Source organism: Streptomyces sp. NPDC028711, assembly GCF_055565415.1.
In genome coordinates, this window is sequence record NZ_JBVHUJ010000004.1 from 422,094 (window position 1) to 437,578 (window position 15,485).

A 15,485-nucleotide genomic window follows, 5' to 3' on the forward strand; every position below is an offset into this window, starting at 1 on the left:
GGAGGACCCGGGGCTATCCGCCCGTCGACTCCGCCGTCCGGCGGGCCTCCTCGCGGTCCGGTATGCCTTCGAGGCGGAAGGTGAGCGCGCCCCCGCTCCTCGTCCAGAGGAGCGTGGGGCCCGCCGTCCGGAGCTCGTGGGTCCACGCCGCGCCCGCCCCGTCGGTCATCGGGAACGTCAGCAGATGCGGAGCCGCGAACCAGTAGCCCTGCGCGCCGTCCGGCAGGTCCACCCACTCCGGCTGCGTCCTGACCTGCTTGGCGAAACCGATGTCCAGGCGGGCCGGGAACTCGTCGAGCCGGACCGTCCGCTCCCCGTCCCGCCAGCACAGGCTGATCACCGCCCGGCCCCGCTCGGCCGACCCCGTCACCGCGACGGCGTCCGGCGCGCCGAGCGCCTCCGGTATCAGCGGCTCGAAGCCCGCCCTGCGCCCGGCCTCCGCCAGGGGCACCGGCTCAGGGCAGCCCGGCACCGCGCCCCCGGCCGGGACACCGCGCCCGTCCGGGTCGTACCGCACGGTGACCCCGCCGAAGCCGAGCCAGTCCGCCACCGCCGCCCGCACCGGCGGGGTGAGCACCAGGACGATCAGCACCCCGGTCAGGCCCGCCACCAGCGCCCGCCACCGCTCGCGCGCCCACGCCCGCACCGATCCCCACCACCGGCGCCGGCCGGGCGAGGACACCGGTGTCCGATCCGGCGCGGACACCGGCACGGCCTCGGGCGAGGCCTCCGGCGCGGACCCCGGAACCGGCGTCGGGACCCGCTCGGCGAGGAGCTGCGCGAGCACCCGCTCGGCCATGGTCTCCCCGTCCACGTCCGGCACCCGCAGCCGCCGTCCCAGCTCCCTCAGTTCGTCCGGCAGACGCTCGTCAGCCATGCCCCTCACCTCCTTCCCGGCCGTCCTTCAACACGAGCCCCAGCTTCTTCAGCGCCCGGCTCAGCCGGGACTTCACCGTCCCCTTCGGCCAGCCGAGGGCCAGGGCCGTCTCCGTCTCGTCCAGTTCGAGCAGATAGCGGTGGATCACCACCAGCCGGTGCTCGTCGGCGAGACCGTCGAGGGCCTCCCACAGTCGCCGGCTCCGCTCCCGGCCCTCGGCCGCGACCGCCGGATCCGCCGACTCCGGTATCAGCGGCTCACCGCCGAGCAGGTCCGCCTCGCGGTCGGCGACGGCCCGCTGCCGACCCGCCGAGCGCACTGTGTTCCTGGTCTCATTGACGACGATCCGCAGCAGCCACGGCCGGAACGCCGCGCCCTCCTGGAACCGTCCGAGCGAGCGGTACGCCTTGAAGAAGGCCTGCTGCACCACATCCTCGGCCTCCGCGCCCGCGCCGCACGCCACCGCCGCCCTCAGGGCGACCGCCGTGTGCGCGCGGACCAGCTCCGCGTACGCCTCCGGCTCTCCGGCGCGCACACGTGCGATCACCACGGCCTCGTCCTCGACCAGGCCCCCCTCCCGTGTCCTCACACTCTTGATACACCGGCAGTCCGGGATCGGTTCCCACACCTGAGAGAATGATGTGCATGGCCTCTGACAGTCCCCGTGTGCTCTCCGGAATCCAGCCCACCGCAGGCTCGTTCCACCTCGGCAACTACCTCGGCGCCGTCCGCCAGTGGGTCGCCCTGCAGGAGACCCACGACGCCTTCTACATGGTCGTCGACCTGCACGCGATCACGGTCCCGCAGGACCCGGCCGAGCTGCGTGCCAACACCCGGCTCGCCGCCGCGCAGCTGCTCGCGGCCGGTCTCGACCCGGACCGCTGCACCCTCTTCGTCCAGAGCCACGTCCCCGAGCACGCGCAGCTCGGTTGGGTCATGAACTGCCTCACCGGTTTCGGCGAGGCCTCCCGTATGACCCAGTTCAAGGACAAGTCCGCGAAGCAGGGCGCCGACCGCGCCACCGTGGGCCTCTTCACGTACCCGATCCTCCAGGTCGCGGACATCCTGCTCTACCAGGCCAACGAGGTCCCGGTCGGCGAGGACCAGCGCCAGCACATCGAGCTGACCCGTGACCTCGCGGAGCGCTTCAACGGCCGCTTCGGCGACACCTTCACGATCCCCAAGCCGTACATCCTGAAGGAGACGGCGAAGATCTTCGACCTCCAGGACCCCGCGGTCAAGATGAGCAAGTCGGCGTCCACGCCGAAGGGGCTCATCAACCTCCTGGACGACCCGAAGGTCACCGCGAAGAAGGTCAAGAGCGCCGTCACCGACACCGACACGGTGATCCGCTTCGACCCGGAGAACAAGGCGGGCGTCTCCAACCTGCTCACGATCATGTCCACGCTCACCTCCACGTCCGTCGCGGACCTGGAGAAGAGCTACGAGGGCAAGATGTACGGCGCGCTGAAGACGGACCTCGCCGAGGTCATGGTGGACTTCGTCACTCCCTTCCGGGCCCGCACCCAGGAATACCTGGACGACCCGGAGACGCTGGACTCTGTCCTGGCCAAGGGAGCGGAGAAGGCCCGCGCGGTCGCCGCGGAGACGCTGGCGCGGACGTACGAGCGGATCGGCTTCCTGCCCGCCAAGCACTGAGGCCCCCGCCCGCCGGAGCACGCGGCCTCGACCCGCCGGAGCACGCGGCCTCCGCCCGGAGCACGAGGCCTCCGCCTGCCGGAGCACGAGGCCTCCGGTCCTCCGCCACCGGGACGGAGGACCCTGGCCACCAGGGTGGTACAGGCCGCACACTGGCGGCTGAGCCACCGCACACACGACGACGGACGACGGAGGAGAACGACGTGGGGACCGTAACGCTCGGCGTTTCGATCGCGGTCCCGGAGCCTTACGGCAGCCTGCTCCAGGAGCGGCGCGCCGGCTTCGGGGACCCTGCCGCGTACGGCATCCCCACGCACGTGACGCTCGTCCCGCCGACCGAGGTCCCGGAGGAGCGGCTGCCGGAGATCCAGGCGCACCTCGCCGGCGTCGCCGCCGGTCACCAGCGTTTCCGGATGCGCCTCAAGGGCACCGGGACCTTCCGGCCGCTCTCCCCTGTCGTCTATGTGAAGGTGCGGGACGGCGTCTCCCGCTGCCACCGGCTCCAGAGCCTGATCCGGGACGAGAACGGGCCGCTGGTGCGCGAGCTCCAGTTCCCGTACCACCCGCACGTCACCGTGGCGCACGGCATCTCCGAGGAGGGGATGGACCGCGCGTTCGAGGAGCTCGCCGGGTACGAGGCGGCCTGGAACTGCCGCTCCTTCGCGCTGTACGAGCAGGGCGCGGACGGGGTGTGGCGGAAGCTGTACGACTACGAGTTCGGCAGCGGCCGCCCGATCGCGGCCGTCCCGGCTCAGGGCGGCAGCCCGGTCGACGCGCCGACGGCCACCCCGACCGGCTGAGACACGCCGAGGTGAGGCTCACCGGCCTCACGCCCTCACACCGGCAGCCGCCGGAACAGCGGTCTGGGCGCATGCCGTACCGCCGCCATCACCAGCCGCAGCGACCCCGGCACCCACACCGTCTCCGAGCGGCGCCGCAGCCCCAGCTCGACCGCGCTCGCGACCGCCTCCGGTGTGGTCGCGAGCGGTGCCTCCGCGAGCCCCGCCGTCATCTTCGAGCGCACGAATCCGGGCCGCACGACCATGACGTGCACGCCGGTGCCGTGCAGCGCGTCCCCGAGGCCCTGCGCGAAGGCGTCGAGCCCGGCCTTCGAGGAGCCGTAGATGAAGTCGGCGCGGCGGGCCCGTTCGCCCGCCACCGAGGAGAGCACCACGAGCGAGCCGTGCCCCTGCGCCTGGAGCGCGCCCGCGCACACGAGGCCGGCGGAGACGGCCCCGGTGTAGTTGGTCTGGGCGACGCGCACGGCGGCGACCGGGTCGGACTCGTCGCGGGCCTGGTCGCCGAGGACCCCGAAGGCGAGGAGGACCATGTCGATGTCCCCCTCGGTGAAGATCTTGCCGAGCCGTTCCTCGTGGGACTCGGTGTCGAGCGCGTCGAAGGGGACCGTCCGCACGTCCGCGCCGAGCGCGCGCAGCGAGTCGGCGGCGGCGGCGAGGGCAGGGGAGGGCCGTCCGGCGAGCCAGACGGTACGGGTGCGCCGTGCGATGAGCCGGCGGGCGGTGGCGAGCCCGATCTCGGAGGTGCCGCCGAGGACGAGCAGGGACTGCGGGGCGCCGAACGCGTCCTTCATGAGGGCTCCTGGAGTCCGAGGCGGCGGGAGAGGTCCGAGGCGAAGAGGGACCGGGGGTCGAGTGCGGCGCGCAGCGCCCGGAACTCGTCGAGCCGCGGGTACATCGCGGTCAGCGTCTCCGGCCGTACGCGGGAGTCCTCGGCGAGACAGACCCGGCCGCCCGCGCCCGCGACCTCCTCGTCGAGCGTGTCGAGGAAGGCCCCGAGACCGGGCAGGCCGGTCGGCAGGCCGAGGGCGAGGGTCCAGCCGGGCAGCGCGAAGGAGAGCGGGCCGGGGCCGCCCGCGCCGAGGCGCCGGAGGGTGGCGGGGAAGGCGGGCAGGCCGCGGTCCACGATTCGCCGCACCACCCGGCGCAGGACCTCCTCCTGCCCGTACGGGACGACGAACCGGTACGGGACGAAGCCCGCGCGTCCGTAGAGCCGGTTCCAGTGCGGGATGCCGTCGAGGGGGTGGAGGAAGCCGTCGAGCGGCCGGAGGCGGCCGGTGCTCTCGCGGGCGGCCGCGCGGTACCGGAGCTCGTTGAGGAGTCCGACGCCGGTACGGCCGAGCAGCCCGCCGGGGACGTACGGCGGCGGGGCGGGCAGCCGGGCCGGCCGGAAGGCGAGCGGCGCGCGGCGGGCCCGGTGGCGGCGGGGCAGCGCGTCGTACGGCGTGTGGTCGCCGCGGCTGAGGACGGCGCGGCCGGTGGCGGCGCCCCGGGCGAGCAGGTCGATCCGGGCGATCGAGTACCGGTATCGGTGGTCGCCGGCGGTGAGCCGGTCCATCAGGTCGTCGAGGTCGCGGGCCCGTTCGGTGTCCACGGTCACGAGGGAGGTCTCGACGGGCAGCAGCCGCACGGTGGCGGAGAGGATCACGCCGGTCAGGCCGAGGCCGCCGGTGGTGGCGTCGAAGAGCGGGGTGCCCGGCAGTACGGTCCTGATCCCGCCGTCGGCGGTGAGGAGCCGGAGCGCGGTCACGTGCCGGCCGAAGGAGCCGGAGACGTGCTGGTTCGCGCCGTGCGCGTCGGCGGCGAGGGCGCCGCCGACGGTGGCGTACCGGGTCCCGGGGGTGACCGGGACGAACCAGCCGAGCGGCAGCAGCGCCTCCGTCAGCCGGTGCAGGGTGACTCCCGCCTCGCAGTCGACGAGACCGGCGGTGGTGTCGACGGCGAGGATCCGGTCGAGGCCGGTCATGTCGAGGACGGTGCCGCCGGCGTTCTGTGCGGCGTCCCCGTGGGCGCGGCCGAGGCCGCGGGCGATCACCCCGCGGGGACCGCATGCGCGGACGGCGTCGGCCGCCTCGGCGTGACCGCGCGGCCGGTACACGCGCGCGAGGGTCGGGGCGGTGCGCCCCCAGCCGCTGAGCGTCACGCAGTCGTCGTCAAGGACGTGGGTCTCGACAGCCATGGAGGTGACCGTATAGCCGCCTCTGTGCCTTATGCCGGTATTGCGTGGCGGTTCGTCGAAATGGGTGATGAGCGGACTTTCAGGCAAGCGCCCCTGACCAGCGCGCGGATCGGGGGTAGGGATGTCGCATGGACCGGCATCGAGGGCACGGGTACGGCACGGACCGGCATCGAGGGTAGGGGTACCGCATGGACTGGCTGACCAAGCTCCCCGTCATCGGCCCCTGGGTCGCCCGCCTCATGAAGACCCATGCCTGGCGCGCGTACGAGACCCTCGACGAGGTCCACTGGAGCCGGCTCGCCGCCGCGATCACGTTCCTCTCCTTCCTGGCCCTCTTCCCGCTGATCACCGTGGCCGCCGCGATCGGCGCCGCCCTCCTCTCCGACGAGCAGCTCGGCCGGATCGAGGAGAAGATCGGCGACCAGGTCCCCGGGATCTCCGACCAGCTCGACATCGGGAGCCTGGTCGCCAACGCCGGCACCGTCGGGCTCGTCGCCGGCGCCCTCCTGCTCGTCACCGGCATCGGCTGGGTCGGCTCCATGCGGGACTGCCTGCGCGCGGTGTGGAAGCTCGACGACGTGGACGAGGGCAATCCGTTCGTGCTCAAGGGCAAGGACGCGCTCGTCCTCGTCGGCCTCGGCGGTGTCGCGCTCGCCTCGCTCGCCGCGTCCTGGCTCGGCTCCACCGCCGTCGGCTGGAGCGCCGACCGGCTCGGTGTCTCCGGCGGCGGGGCGGGCGGCATCCTCCTCCAGGGAGCGGCCGTCCTCGTCGCCGTCGTCGCCGACTTCCTGATCCTGCTGTACGTGCTCACGCTGCTGCCCGGCGTGCAGCCGCCCCGCCGCGCGCTCGTCGTGGCGGCGCTGACGGGGGCGGTCGGCTTCGAGCTGCTCAAGCTGCTGCTCGGCGGCTATATGCGGGGCGTCGCGGCGAAGTCGATGTACGGGGCGTTCGGCGTCCCGGTCGCCCTGCTGCTCTGGATCAACCTCACCGCGAAGCTGCTGCTGTTCTGCGCCGCCTGGACCGCTACGGATTCACGTCGGGATCCTGCGGCGAGCGGCGACGACGCACCGCCGACGCGGTCAGCGGCCAGCGCCGGTTGACCAGGAAGACGGCACAGGCGAGGAGCAGGAGCGCTCCGCCCGCCACGGCGAGCGCGATCCCGATGCCGCCGGACCTCTCCGTGGCGGCCGCCTGGACGGTGTCGGCCGGGGCGGTCTTCCCGGGCGGAGCGGGAGCCGAACCGTCGACGGGGGCGGTGGTCCCCGTACGGGCGGAGCGCGGCGGCACCAGCTCGCCGACCGGGGTCACCTTCCCCGCGGCGGCGAAGCCCCAGTCGAGCAGCCGGGCGGTCTCGCGGTAGACCGCGTGCTGCTCCTTCGACGACGGGTTCATCACGGTCACGAGCAGCACCTTGCCGTTCCGCTCCGCGACTCCCGTGAAGGTGGCACCCGCGTGCGTGGTGTTGCCGTTCTTGACCCCGGCGATGCCCTGGTACGGGGCGACGCCGAAGTCACCGGTGAGAAGCCGGTTGGTGTTCTGGATCTCGAAGGACTCGCGCTTCTTGCCGCCCGGCTTCAGCTCGCCGGGGAACACGGCCCGGGGCGTGGCGGCGTACGCGCGGAAGTCCGCGTTCTGCATGCCGCTGCGGGCGATGAGTGTCAGGTCGTACGCGGAGGAGACCTGGCCGGGGGCGTCGTAACCGTCCGGGGTGACCACGCGGGTGTCGAGCGCCTGGAGCTCGGCGGCGCGGTCGTTCATCTCCTTCACGGTCTGGCGGAGGCCGTTGTTCATGTTCGTCAGGACGTGCACGGCGTCGTTGCCCGAGCGGAGGAAGACGCCGAGCCACAGGTCGTGGACGCTGTAGGTCTGCTTCTCCTTGAGGCCGACGAGGCTGGAGCCCGCTCCTATCCCGGCCAGGTCGGCGTTGGTGACGAGGTGGTTCTGCGTCTTGGGGAACTTCGGCAGCAGTGTGTCCGCGAAGAGCATCTTCAGCGTGGAGGCCGGGGCGAGGGGCCAGTGCGCGTTGTGCGCGGCGAGGACGTCGCCGGACTCCGCGTCCGCGACGATCCAGGAGCGGCCGGAGAGCTCCTTCGGTAGCACAGGCGCGCCGGGGCCCAGCTTCACCTGGGTGCCGGGGACGCCGAGCAGGGGCCCGCCGAGCGAGGACATCGAAGCCGGGGGCTTGGGCTGCTTCTCCGTCTTGTCCTTCGGATCCGCATGCGCGGGCACGGTGGTGACGAGCGACAGGAGCACGGCAGCGGCGACCGCCCGAGCGGTCTTCTTCGAAGCAGACACGGTCGTGAACGTACAGGTACGCACGAAGGATCCGAACCCCGGCTGGCGCTTCACCCTCGCTCGTCCACCCGGACGCGGGGCCGGTGAGGCACGCGGTGATACTGGGGGCATGAAGCTCAGCCGCCGCGTCTCCTGGTTCCTGCTCGCGTTCGGGGTGTGGAGCTGGTTCATCTGGGTCACTTTCGTCAAGAACCTCTGGAACGACGGGAGCGGCCTCGCCTTCGACGACGCGGGCGACCCGACGGCCTACTTCTGGGTTCATCTGCTGCTTGCCGTCACGTCCTTTGTCCTGGGGACGGTGATCGGAGTGCTCGGGTTGCGTGGGGTGCGTGCCGCGCGCCGCGCGAACGGTTAGAAGAGGGGTTCCGGGGCGTGGTCGTCTTTCTGCTGGTCCTGATCGTGGTCCTCGCGCTGCTCGGCGCGGTCCACTGGTACGTGTGGCGGCGCCTCGTGCGCGATGTCACGACGCGCGGGAGCCTGCCGCGCCGCCTGGGCACGGCAGCCGTCGTGGTGCTGCCCCTGCTCTCGTTCGCGGCCCTCGGCTCCTCGCGCGCCGGAGCCCCCTTCGCGCTCCAGCAGGTGGTCGCCTGGCCCGGCTTCCTGTGGCTCGCCCTGCTCCTGTACGTGACGCTCGCCCTGGTCGTCGGCGAGGCCGTCCGTCCCGCCCTGCGCGCCTGGCTCGCCCGCCGCGACGCGACGGTCGCGGTGCCGGCGACGGCCGCCGCACCCGTACCCGTACCGGTGCGGGAGCCCGTGCCCGCCGGACCGGCCGACCCGGCCGCGCCCGGGGAGCCGCAGGCACCGGCCGCCCCAGTGGCCGCGGAGGCGCCCGACGCCGTCACCCCCGCCGAGGTCTCCCGCCGGCTCTTCGTCTCCCGGGTCGTCGGCGGCGCCGCTGCCGCCGCCGCCGTCGGGACCGTGGGCTACGGCACGTACGGCGTGCTGCGCGGCCCCCGGATCAAGCGGGTCACCGTCCCGCTCGCCAAGGTGCCGCGCGCCGCGCACGGTTACCGGATCGCCGTCGTGTCCGACATCCACCTCGGGCCGATCCTGGGCCGCGCCCACACCCAGCGCATCGTGGACGCGATCAACTCCACCCAGCCCGATCTGATCGCGGTCGTCGGCGACCTCGTCGACGGCACCGTGGAGAACCTCGGCTCCGCCGCCGAGCCGCTCGCCCGGCTCCGCGCCCGGCACGGCTCGTTCTTCGTGACCGGCAACCACGAGTACTTCTCGGGCGCCGACGCCTGGGTCGACCACGTCCGCGACCTCGGCCTGCGTCCGCTGCGCAACGAGCGCCTGGAGATCGCGGCCGGCTTCGACCTCGCCGGCGTCGACGACGTCGCGGGGGAGAGCGAGGGCCAGGGCCCTGACTTCGCACGGGCCCTCGGCGACCGTGACCGGGCGCGCGCCGCGGTGCTCCTCGCGCACCAGCCGATCGTCGTCCACGACGCCGTACGTCACGGGGTGGACCTCCAGCTCTCCGGACACACCCACGGCGGCCAGCTCTGGCCGGGCAACTACCTCGCCGAGCTGGCGAATCCGACGGTCGCCGGGCTCGAACGGTACGGCGACACCCAGCTGTACGTCTCCCGGGGCGCGGGCGCGTGGGGGCCGCCGGTGCGGGTCGGGGCGCCCTCCGACATCACCGTCGTCCAACTCGCCTCGAAGCAGGCCTGATCGGGGCAGGTCACTCCCTGCCGGGAGACCGATACGTACCGCTCATCGGCTTGAATCCGCATTTCCCGGACATATGGCTACCCTGTGAAGGTTTTCTCTTCCACTTGTGAAAAGCGTGTGATGGGATGACCGCGATCGCGACGTTCCGGGGGCCGTCGCAGCTGGGGTGGACGAAAAAAGGAAGCACGGCAATGCGGTCGACGGTCCGTCTGCGGATCCTCATCACCTGTGGAGTACTGGTGGCCGCCGGAGCGGGGGGCTGGCAACTCCTGCCCTCCGACGGCGGCCGGACCGATCCGATCACGGTCGGCACGACCGACGCGGTCACTTCACTCGACCCGGCCGGCGCGTACGACGCCGGTTCCTGGGCCCTGTACAGCAACGTCTTCCAGTCTCTGCTCACGTTCAAGCCGGGGTCCACGACCCCCGTGCCGGACGCGGCGGAGAGCTGCAGGTTCGCGGGCGCCAAGCTCACGACGTACCAGTGCACGCTCCGCGACGACCTCACCTTCTCCCACGGGCGCAAGGTGACCGTCGAGGACGTGAAGTACTCCTTCGAGCGGATGCTGCGCATCAAGACGGACGTCGGCCCGAAGGCCCTCTTCCCGACCCTGAGGAGCGTCTCGGCCGCGGGCCGTACCGTCACCTTCCATCTGAGCGGCCGGGACGCCACGTTCCCGCTGAAGGTGGCCACCGGCGCCGGTTCGATCGTCGACAAGGACCAGTACCCGGCCGACAGGCTGCGCGAGGGCTTCGCGGTGGACGGCTCGGGGCCGTACGTCCTCAAGGAGTACAAGGAGGGCGAGTCCGCGCTCCTGGAGCGGAACGAGAACTACCGGGGCGCCGTCACCAGGACCGGCGGCCCGGTCCTCGTGAAGTACTTCGCCCAGTCGGCGGAGCTCGCCGCCGCCTGGAAGGCGAAGGACGTCGTGGTGACGCACCGGCAGCTCCCGCCGGAGTTCATCGCGAACCTGGACACCAAGGACGGGACGCGGGTCACCGAGGCGGAGAGCGCCGAGATCCGCAACCTCAACTTCAACGTCAGGCCGGGCTCGCCGATGGCCGACAAGGCCGTACGGCAGGCCGTCGCCGCCGTCCTCGACCGCCCGGCGATCACCACGGGCGCCTACAAGGGCACGGTCGAGCCGCTGTACTCCCTGATCCCGCAGGGCTTCCTGGGGCACAGCACGGCCTTCTACGACGCCGACCCGGCGCCGAGCGCCACGAAGGCGAAGCGGCTCCTGGAGGCGGCCGGGGTCGCGACCCCGGTGAAGTTCACCTTCGGCTACCGCAAGGACGCCACCTACGCGGCGGAGACCGCCGAGATCAAGCGGCAGCTCGAGGGGACCGGCCTCTTCGAGGTCGAGACCGTCGAGGTCGCGTGGACGGACTTCCAGAAGGCGTACGCGAAGGGCACCTACGACGCGTACACCGTCGGCTGGCTCCCCGACTTCCCCGACTCCGACAGCTTCACCGCACCGCTCGTCGGCACCGGGAACACCCTGCACAACGGGTTCTCCAGCAAGCGGATCGACACGCTGATCGCCTCGACGCAGCAGTTCAGCGACCGCTCGCGGGCGGCCACCGACTTCAAGGAGATCCAGAGCGAGGTCGCCGCGGACGTCCCGCTCGTCCCGCTGTGGCAGAAGAAGGACTACGTCCTCGCCACGGAGGCGGTCGCCGGCTCCCAGTACCTGACGGACGGCACGGGCATCTGGCGGCTGTGGGAGCTCAGCTGGATCTAGGGGGTGTCTGCGGGGCCCTCTTCTTGGGCTTCCCCGACGCCGCCATCCCGGCCGCCGTCGGCATGAAGTCCGCGAGCAGCTCGTGCGTCTCCTTGACGAGCGGGCGGAGGATGCGGAAGCGGGAGAGCGAGATCGCCCGGGCGGTGACCGGCGCGAGCCGCTCCACCAGGCGGCGGCTGTTGGCGGCGCCCTCCGAGCGGTCGTACACCCAGAACAGCACCAGGCCCATCTGCTGGAGCCAGAGCAACTGCGGGAGCGCCTCGGACAGTTCCGGGTCGACCTTCACCGAGGCGCCGGAGATGACCCGGCGGTGCACCTCGATCGCCGCCTCGCGCGGGCCCTCCGACTCGGGCGAGAACGGGCTGAGCGGGCTGTCCGGGTCGGCGGCGTTCTTGAAGAACTGGGCCGCGAACTCGTGGTACGGCTCCGCGATGTCCAGCCAGCCGAGGTAGACCCCCCGGATCCGGGCCGTGAGGTCCTTCTCGCCGCCGCTCAGGATGGGCTCGACGGCCGCCTGGTGCTCCTCGGCGATCCGGTCGTAGAAGCCCTGGACGAGGTGCTCCTTGGAGGAGAAGTAGTAGTACGCGTTGCCGACGGAGACCCCGGCCTCCTGGGCGATGGCCCGCATCGTCGTCTTGTCGTAACCGCGCTCCCTGAACAGCCGGAGCGCGGTTTCGAGGATGAGGGTGCGGGTCTGTTCGCTCTTCGGGGCCTTCTTGTCGCCGTCCTGCTTCTCGGCGGCCGGCTTCCCGTCGGTCTTCTTCTCTTCCGTCACGTCCTTCACGGGGCCGAGCCTAGCCGGGCGGACCGGGCAGCTCGCAGTGCCCGTCCTCGCAGGCCGGTCCCTTGAGGGCCTCGCGCCACTTGGCCGCCGCGAGGACGGTCATCCGGGCGAAGGGCTGCCCCGTGGGGGTGGCGAGCCAGTGGGCCCTGGGCCGGTGTTCGGCGAGCGCCCAGAGGCAGACGATCCAGGCGGAGGTCTCCCGGTAGACCTGGCCCCGGTCCCCGACCACGGTGATCTCCCGCAGGGTGGCGGTGTGGTCGAGGTCCGGGAAGCGGCGCCTGGCCTCCTGCGACCCGGCCGGTACGAGGTCGAACGGGACGAGCTGCCGCTGGCGCAGCAGCCAGTGCCTGAGGTGCACGCAGAGCGGGCAGTCGGCGTCGTAGAGCACGGTCAGACGTCCCACGGGGGTCGTCGGCACGGTCGGGGCCGGCACGGCGGGTCAGCCCTGGGGTGCGGGCGGGGCCCAGGGGCCGGCCTTGGGGGCGGTGGTCCAGCCCTGCGGGCCGACCGGCGGCACCTGTTCGCGCTCCATGACGCCGCGGCGGCGGATCTTGTTCAGGACGTAGACGTTCCCGAGGTGCATCACGCCGAGGACGAGCAGGACGACCCCGAGCTTCACGGAGAGCGCCTCGAAGAGCGCGCGGGCGTCGAGGACGGCTTCGTCCTGGCTCAGATAGAGGGCCACGAAACCGAAGTTGACGAGGTAGAAGCCGACCACCAGGAGGTGGTTGACCGCCTCGGCGAGCTTCTCGTTCCCGTGGAGGACGTCCGCGAGGAAGATCCTTCCGTTGCGGCTGAGCGTGCGCGCGACCCAGACGGTCAGGGCGACGCTGATCAGCAGGTAGACGATGTACGCGATGACAGTGAGGTCCATGCCCCACCCTCCCTTGAACGCGTTCAAAAGCTGGCAGTCATGACTGTAGACCTCTCTTTGAACGTGTTCAAGTCCTGGGGGAGGCCTGATCGCCCTCCTCCGCCCGGCTCCCCGACCTCGCGGCGGTCTGCTCGCCGCCCTCCGCCCGGCTCCCCGTCCCGAACCTCCGCACCCCCGGCACGAGCGCCGTCCCCAGGCAGCAGCCGCCGACCGTGAGCGCGGCGGCGAGGAGGGGCACTTCGGGACCCCAGGCGGCGGCCGCGAGCGGGGCGAGGGCGTACCCCAGGGGCATCGCGGCGAGCGAGAGCAGCCAGTCGTACGAGGTGACCCGGGCGAGCGCGTGGGCGGGCACCGCCCGCTGGACGGCGGTCTGCCACACGGGGGAGAGGAAGCCGAGCCCCGCCTGCGCGAGGCCGTAGGCCGCGATCGTCAGCGGCGCGGGCGCGGCGACCGCGAGGAGGACCAGCGGCAGGGCGTACGTGGCGAGCCCGAGGTTCGCGGTCAGGACGGGGCGCCGCGGCCTGGCCCGGCCGGCGAGCAGCGCGCCGAGCAGGAAGCCCACGGCGCCGACCTGGAGCAGGGCGACCCAGGTGGCGCCGCCGCCGAGCCGCTGCACGGCGACGGCGGGACCGAGGGTCATCAGGACGGCCGCGGCGCCGTTCCAGGCGCTGTGGCCGATCAGGCTCGTCCAGTACCAGTCCCGGGAGCGGACCTCCTGCCAGCCCTCCACCAGATCGGCGCGGAACGAGCGGCGCGGGATCGGTACCCGCTCCACCCGTACGGCCGTCAGGAGCAGGGCGCTGAGGGCGAAGGTGGCCGCGTCCAGGACGAACGCCCAGCCGGGGCCGACGGTCAGGACGAGGGCGCCCGCGAGCGCCGGTCCGCCGAGCCGGGTGGCGCTCTGGGCGACCCCCATGGCCGCGTTGGCGCGGTGCAGGGCGTCCAGGGGCACCGTGCCCTTGACCAGGGGCGAGACGGTCGGCATCGCGAAGGCCCCGGCGGCGCCGCCGAGGGCCTCGGCCACCGCGAGGACGGCGAGGCTCGGGGCGCCGCCGAGGAGCTGGACGCCGACGACGAGCTGGGTGGCGCACCGTACGAGATCCGTGGTGAGCGCGACCGTGCGGGCGTCGAAGCGGTCGCCGACGACGCCGCCGAGCGGCAGCAGGAGCAGTTTGGGGACCATCGCGCAGGCGAGGACCAGGGCGAGCGCCGAGGTGGAGCCGGTGGCTTCGAGGACGGCGAGGGCGAGGGCGGCGGGGATGGCGGCATCGCCCAGGAGGGAGAGGGTGCGGCCGGCGAAGAGGAGGCGGAAGGAGCGGGTGCGGAGGGGGTGAGGGGCGGGCGGGGTGGCCGTGGTGGCGGCAGCGGTCATGGACCGAGGCTATTTCGGTACCGAATAATTCGTCAACGAACTATATCTCGGGAGGTTCTCGCCTCACCGACGTACGATCGCCCCATGGAGCACCCCGAGGAACCGCGTACTCCGAGCGAGCCGGGCCCCCCGAGCGAGCCGGGCGCGGCAGGCGTACCGCGCGACTGGACCGACGGGCACGTCGCCCGCTGGCAGCCCGTCCTGCCCGCCCTCGACCCCGTCGTCGAAGGCGCCGTCACCCGGATGAAGAAGCTCTCCGTCCACCTCCGCCGGGTCAGGGAGCAGTCCCTCGTCGACTTCGACCTGGAGCGCCACGAGTTCGACACGCTCCACAAGATCGCCGGGCGCGGCGGCAGCGCCGCCCCCTCCGAGCTCGCGCAGGACCTCGACCTGGCCCCCGCGTCCGTCTCGGGCCGCCTCGACGCCCTGGAGAAGCGCGGCTTCGTCCGCCGCACCCAGTCCACGACCGACCGGCGCCGGGTCGTCGTCGAACTCACCGCCGCCGGCCGCGAGACCTGGCTCGGCGCGATGGACGTCCTCGGCCACGAGGAGTACCGGCTGCTCGGCGTCCTCACCCCCGAGGAGCGGTCCCTCCTCAACGACATGCTGCGCCGGGTCATGGTCGAGGCGGAGTCCGCTGAGCCCGTCCGCACCTCCTGGCACGGCTGACGCCGACGGGCCGGCCGGCACTCACATGCTGAGCGACCGCGCGTAGTTGATCTGACCCATCACCCAGTGGATGGTGTCCGGGCCCCGCGCCGGGATCATCGTCGAGTGGTGCTTGCCGCCGCTGGTCACCGTGACCTGGATGAAGCCGGTCGTCTGCTTCTCCTTCATCAGCAGGAAGAGCAGCCCGAGCAGGCAGAAGATGAAGAAGATGACCGCGAGCACGATCGCGACCGTGGGCATCTTCTCCTCGGTCCGCGACATGTCCATCGCGTTCCACACGGCGCCCTTCAGGGGCATCGGGCCGGCCGGTGTGAGGATCTGGTCACCGACGACGGTGATGTCCCCCAGCGACAGCAGCGGGGCGCCTCCCGTCGGCACCGGCGGGTACGCGGGCTGCTGCGGCGGCACCGGCAGCGGCACTCCCTCGGGGAGCGTCGGCTGGTACGCCGGAGTCTGCGGGTACCCGTAGCCCGGCGTCCCCGCCTGCTGCCCGGGGCCCCACTCGTACCCCTCCGACTCCGACTTGTAAGGGTTCGGCTCGCTCATGAGTCCCC

At 72.5% G+C, this 15,485-nt stretch carries 17 protein-coding genes; 7 read left to right on the forward strand and 10 right to left on the reverse strand.

Annotated features, from left to right (window positions below; genetic code table 11):
• Positions 1-13 precede the first annotated feature (13 nt).
• Positions 14-877, reverse strand: coding sequence for a hypothetical protein (locus ACZ4VK_RS16445; RefSeq protein WP_468352730.1), 864 nt, complete (start codon positions 875-877; stop codon positions 14-16).
• On the reverse strand, positions 870-1,466 hold the full coding sequence (locus tag ACZ4VK_RS16450; protein WP_468352732.1) for an RNA polymerase sigma factor: 597 nt from the start codon (positions 1,464-1,466) through the stop codon (positions 870-872). The genes ACZ4VK_RS16445 and ACZ4VK_RS16450 overlap by 8 nt, the downstream gene beginning before the upstream one ends.
• A gap of 56 nt (positions 1,467-1,522) precedes the next feature.
• Between ACZ4VK_RS16450 and trpS the strand changes: the two genes are divergently transcribed.
• Both trpS and ACZ4VK_RS16460 read left to right on the forward strand, forming a co-directional pair.
• Complete coding sequence (gene trpS, locus ACZ4VK_RS16455; RefSeq protein WP_468352734.1) at positions 1,523-2,536, forward strand: tryptophan--tRNA ligase; 1,014 nt, start codon at positions 1,523-1,525, stop codon at positions 2,534-2,536.
• Positions 2,537-2,739: 203 nt separating this feature from the next.
• Positions 2,740-3,336: a 2'-5' RNA ligase family protein gene (locus ACZ4VK_RS16460; RefSeq protein WP_468352736.1), complete on the forward strand. Its 597-nt coding sequence runs from the start codon at positions 2,740-2,742 to the stop codon at positions 3,334-3,336.
• Positions 3,337-3,371: 35 nt separating this feature from the next.
• Here ACZ4VK_RS16460 and ACZ4VK_RS16465 read toward each other — a convergent pair whose 3' ends face one another.
• Positions 3,372-4,127 (reverse strand): decaprenylphospho-beta-D-erythro-pentofuranosid-2-ulose 2-reductase, encoded by a 756-nt coding sequence (locus tag ACZ4VK_RS16465; protein WP_468352738.1) that lies wholly within the window; start codon positions 4,125-4,127, stop codon positions 3,372-3,374.
• On the reverse strand, positions 4,124-5,512 hold the full coding sequence (locus ACZ4VK_RS16470) for an FAD-binding protein (RefSeq protein ID WP_468352740.1): 1,389 nt from the start codon (positions 5,510-5,512) through the stop codon (positions 4,124-4,126). Before ACZ4VK_RS16470 ends, ACZ4VK_RS16465 begins: the two co-directional genes overlap by 4 nt.
• 188 nt (positions 5,513-5,700) lie before the next feature.
• Here ACZ4VK_RS16470 and ACZ4VK_RS16475 point away from each other — a divergent pair, with 188 nt between their 5' ends.
• Entirely contained in the window at positions 5,701-6,612 is a 912-nt protein-coding gene (locus ACZ4VK_RS16475; protein ID WP_468352742.1) for a YihY/virulence factor BrkB family protein, read from the forward strand.
• Here ACZ4VK_RS16475 and ACZ4VK_RS16480 read toward each other — a convergent pair.
• The gene (locus tag ACZ4VK_RS16480; protein WP_468352744.1) at positions 6,536-7,807 is read right to left on the reverse strand and encodes a D-alanyl-D-alanine carboxypeptidase family protein; all 1,272 of its coding nucleotides are present in this window, start codon (positions 7,805-7,807) and stop codon (positions 6,536-6,538) included. The two genes, ACZ4VK_RS16475 and ACZ4VK_RS16480, sit on opposite strands and share 77 nt — an antisense overlap.
• A gap of 109 nt (positions 7,808-7,916) precedes the next feature.
• Here ACZ4VK_RS16480 and ACZ4VK_RS16485 point away from each other — a divergent pair, with 109 nt between their 5' ends.
• From ACZ4VK_RS16485 to ACZ4VK_RS16495, 3 genes are all read left to right on the forward strand, one after another.
• On the forward strand, positions 7,917-8,162 hold the full coding sequence (locus ACZ4VK_RS16485) for an SCO4848 family membrane protein (protein WP_468352746.1): 246 nt from the start codon (positions 7,917-7,919) through the stop codon (positions 8,160-8,162).
• A 17-nt stretch (positions 8,163-8,179) separates the two neighbouring features.
• Positions 8,180-9,487 carry a metallophosphoesterase gene (locus tag ACZ4VK_RS16490; RefSeq protein ID WP_468352748.1) on the forward strand — a complete coding sequence of 436 codons (1,308 nt, stop codon included), beginning with the start codon at positions 8,180-8,182 and terminating at the stop codon, positions 9,485-9,487.
• 191 nt (positions 9,488-9,678) lie between these two features.
• Positions 9,679-11,232: an ABC transporter substrate-binding protein gene (locus tag ACZ4VK_RS16495; RefSeq protein ID WP_468352750.1), complete on the forward strand. Its 1,554-nt coding sequence runs from the start codon at positions 9,679-9,681 to the stop codon at positions 11,230-11,232.
• Here ACZ4VK_RS16495 and ACZ4VK_RS16500 read toward each other — a convergent pair.
• The 4 genes from ACZ4VK_RS16500 to ACZ4VK_RS16515 all read right to left on the reverse strand — a co-directional run bounded on the left by ACZ4VK_RS16500 (position 11,219) and on the right by ACZ4VK_RS16515 (position 14,262).
• Positions 11,219-12,016, reverse strand: a complete 798-nt coding sequence (locus ACZ4VK_RS16500; protein WP_468352752.1) for a TetR/AcrR family transcriptional regulator — start codon at positions 12,014-12,016, stop codon at positions 11,219-11,221. The two genes, ACZ4VK_RS16495 and ACZ4VK_RS16500, sit on opposite strands and share 14 nt — an antisense overlap.
• A gap of 10 nt (positions 12,017-12,026) precedes the next feature.
• Positions 12,027-12,419 (reverse strand): thiol-disulfide oxidoreductase DCC family protein, encoded by a 393-nt coding sequence (locus ACZ4VK_RS16505; protein ID WP_468352754.1) that lies wholly within the window; start codon positions 12,417-12,419, stop codon positions 12,027-12,029.
• Between the two features lie 36 nt (positions 12,420-12,455).
• Entirely contained in the window at positions 12,456-12,890 is a 435-nt protein-coding gene (locus ACZ4VK_RS16510) for a hypothetical protein (protein WP_389680779.1), read from the reverse strand.
• A 67-nt stretch (positions 12,891-12,957) separates the two neighbouring features.
• Positions 12,958-14,262: an MFS transporter gene (locus tag ACZ4VK_RS16515; protein WP_468352756.1), complete on the reverse strand. Its 1,305-nt coding sequence runs from the start codon at positions 14,260-14,262 to the stop codon at positions 12,958-12,960.
• 84 nt (positions 14,263-14,346) lie between these two features.
• On the opposite strand from ACZ4VK_RS16515, the gene ACZ4VK_RS16520 reads away from it, so the two are divergent.
• The gene (locus ACZ4VK_RS16520) at positions 14,347-14,931 is read left to right on the forward strand and encodes a MarR family winged helix-turn-helix transcriptional regulator (protein WP_468352758.1); all 585 of its coding nucleotides are present in this window, start codon (positions 14,347-14,349) and stop codon (positions 14,929-14,931) included.
• Between the two features lie 21 nt (positions 14,932-14,952).
• Here the strand turns inward: ACZ4VK_RS16520 and ACZ4VK_RS16525 are convergent, their stop codons facing one another.
• Positions 14,953-15,477 carry a hypothetical protein gene (locus ACZ4VK_RS16525; RefSeq protein WP_468352760.1) on the reverse strand — a complete coding sequence of 175 codons (525 nt, stop codon included), beginning with the start codon at positions 15,475-15,477 and terminating at the stop codon, positions 14,953-14,955.
• Positions 15,478-15,485 lie beyond the last annotated feature (8 nt).

Bases quoted from the DNA above. Each gene is read 5' to 3' on its own strand.
- ACZ4VK_RS16445 (WP_468352730.1), bottom strand. From the start codon at position 877: ATGGCTGACGAGCGTCTGCCGGACGAACTGAGGGAGCTGGGACGGCGG.
- trpS (WP_468352734.1), top strand. From the start codon at position 1,523: ATGGCCTCTGACAGTCCCCGTGTGCTCTCCGGAATCCAGCCCACCGCA.
- ACZ4VK_RS16465 (WP_468352738.1), bottom strand. From the start codon at position 4,127: ATGAAGGACGCGTTCGGCGCCCCGCAGTCCCTGCTCGTCCTCGGCGGC.
- ACZ4VK_RS16470 (WP_468352740.1), bottom strand. From the start codon at position 5,512: ATGGCTGTCGAGACCCACGTCCTTGACGACGACTGCGTGACGCTCAGC.
- ACZ4VK_RS16475 (WP_468352742.1), top strand. From the start codon at position 5,701: ATGGACTGGCTGACCAAGCTCCCCGTCATCGGCCCCTGGGTCGCCCGC.
- ACZ4VK_RS16485 (WP_468352746.1), top strand. From the start codon at position 7,917: ATGAAGCTCAGCCGCCGCGTCTCCTGGTTCCTGCTCGCGTTCGGGGTG.
- ACZ4VK_RS16495 (WP_468352750.1), top strand. From the start codon at position 9,679: ATGCGGTCGACGGTCCGTCTGCGGATCCTCATCACCTGTGGAGTACTG.
- ACZ4VK_RS16510 (WP_389680779.1), bottom strand. From the start codon at position 12,890: ATGGACCTCACTGTCATCGCGTACATCGTCTACCTGCTGATCAGCGTC.
- ACZ4VK_RS16515 (WP_468352756.1), bottom strand. From the start codon at position 14,262: ATGACCGCTGCCGCCACCACGGCCACCCCGCCCGCCCCTCACCCCCTC.
- ACZ4VK_RS16520 (WP_468352758.1), top strand. From the start codon at position 14,347: ATGGAGCACCCCGAGGAACCGCGTACTCCGAGCGAGCCGGGCCCCCCG.
- ACZ4VK_RS16525 (WP_468352760.1), bottom strand. From the start codon at position 15,477: ATGAGCGAGCCGAACCCTTACAAGTCGGAGTCGGAGGGGTACGAGTGG.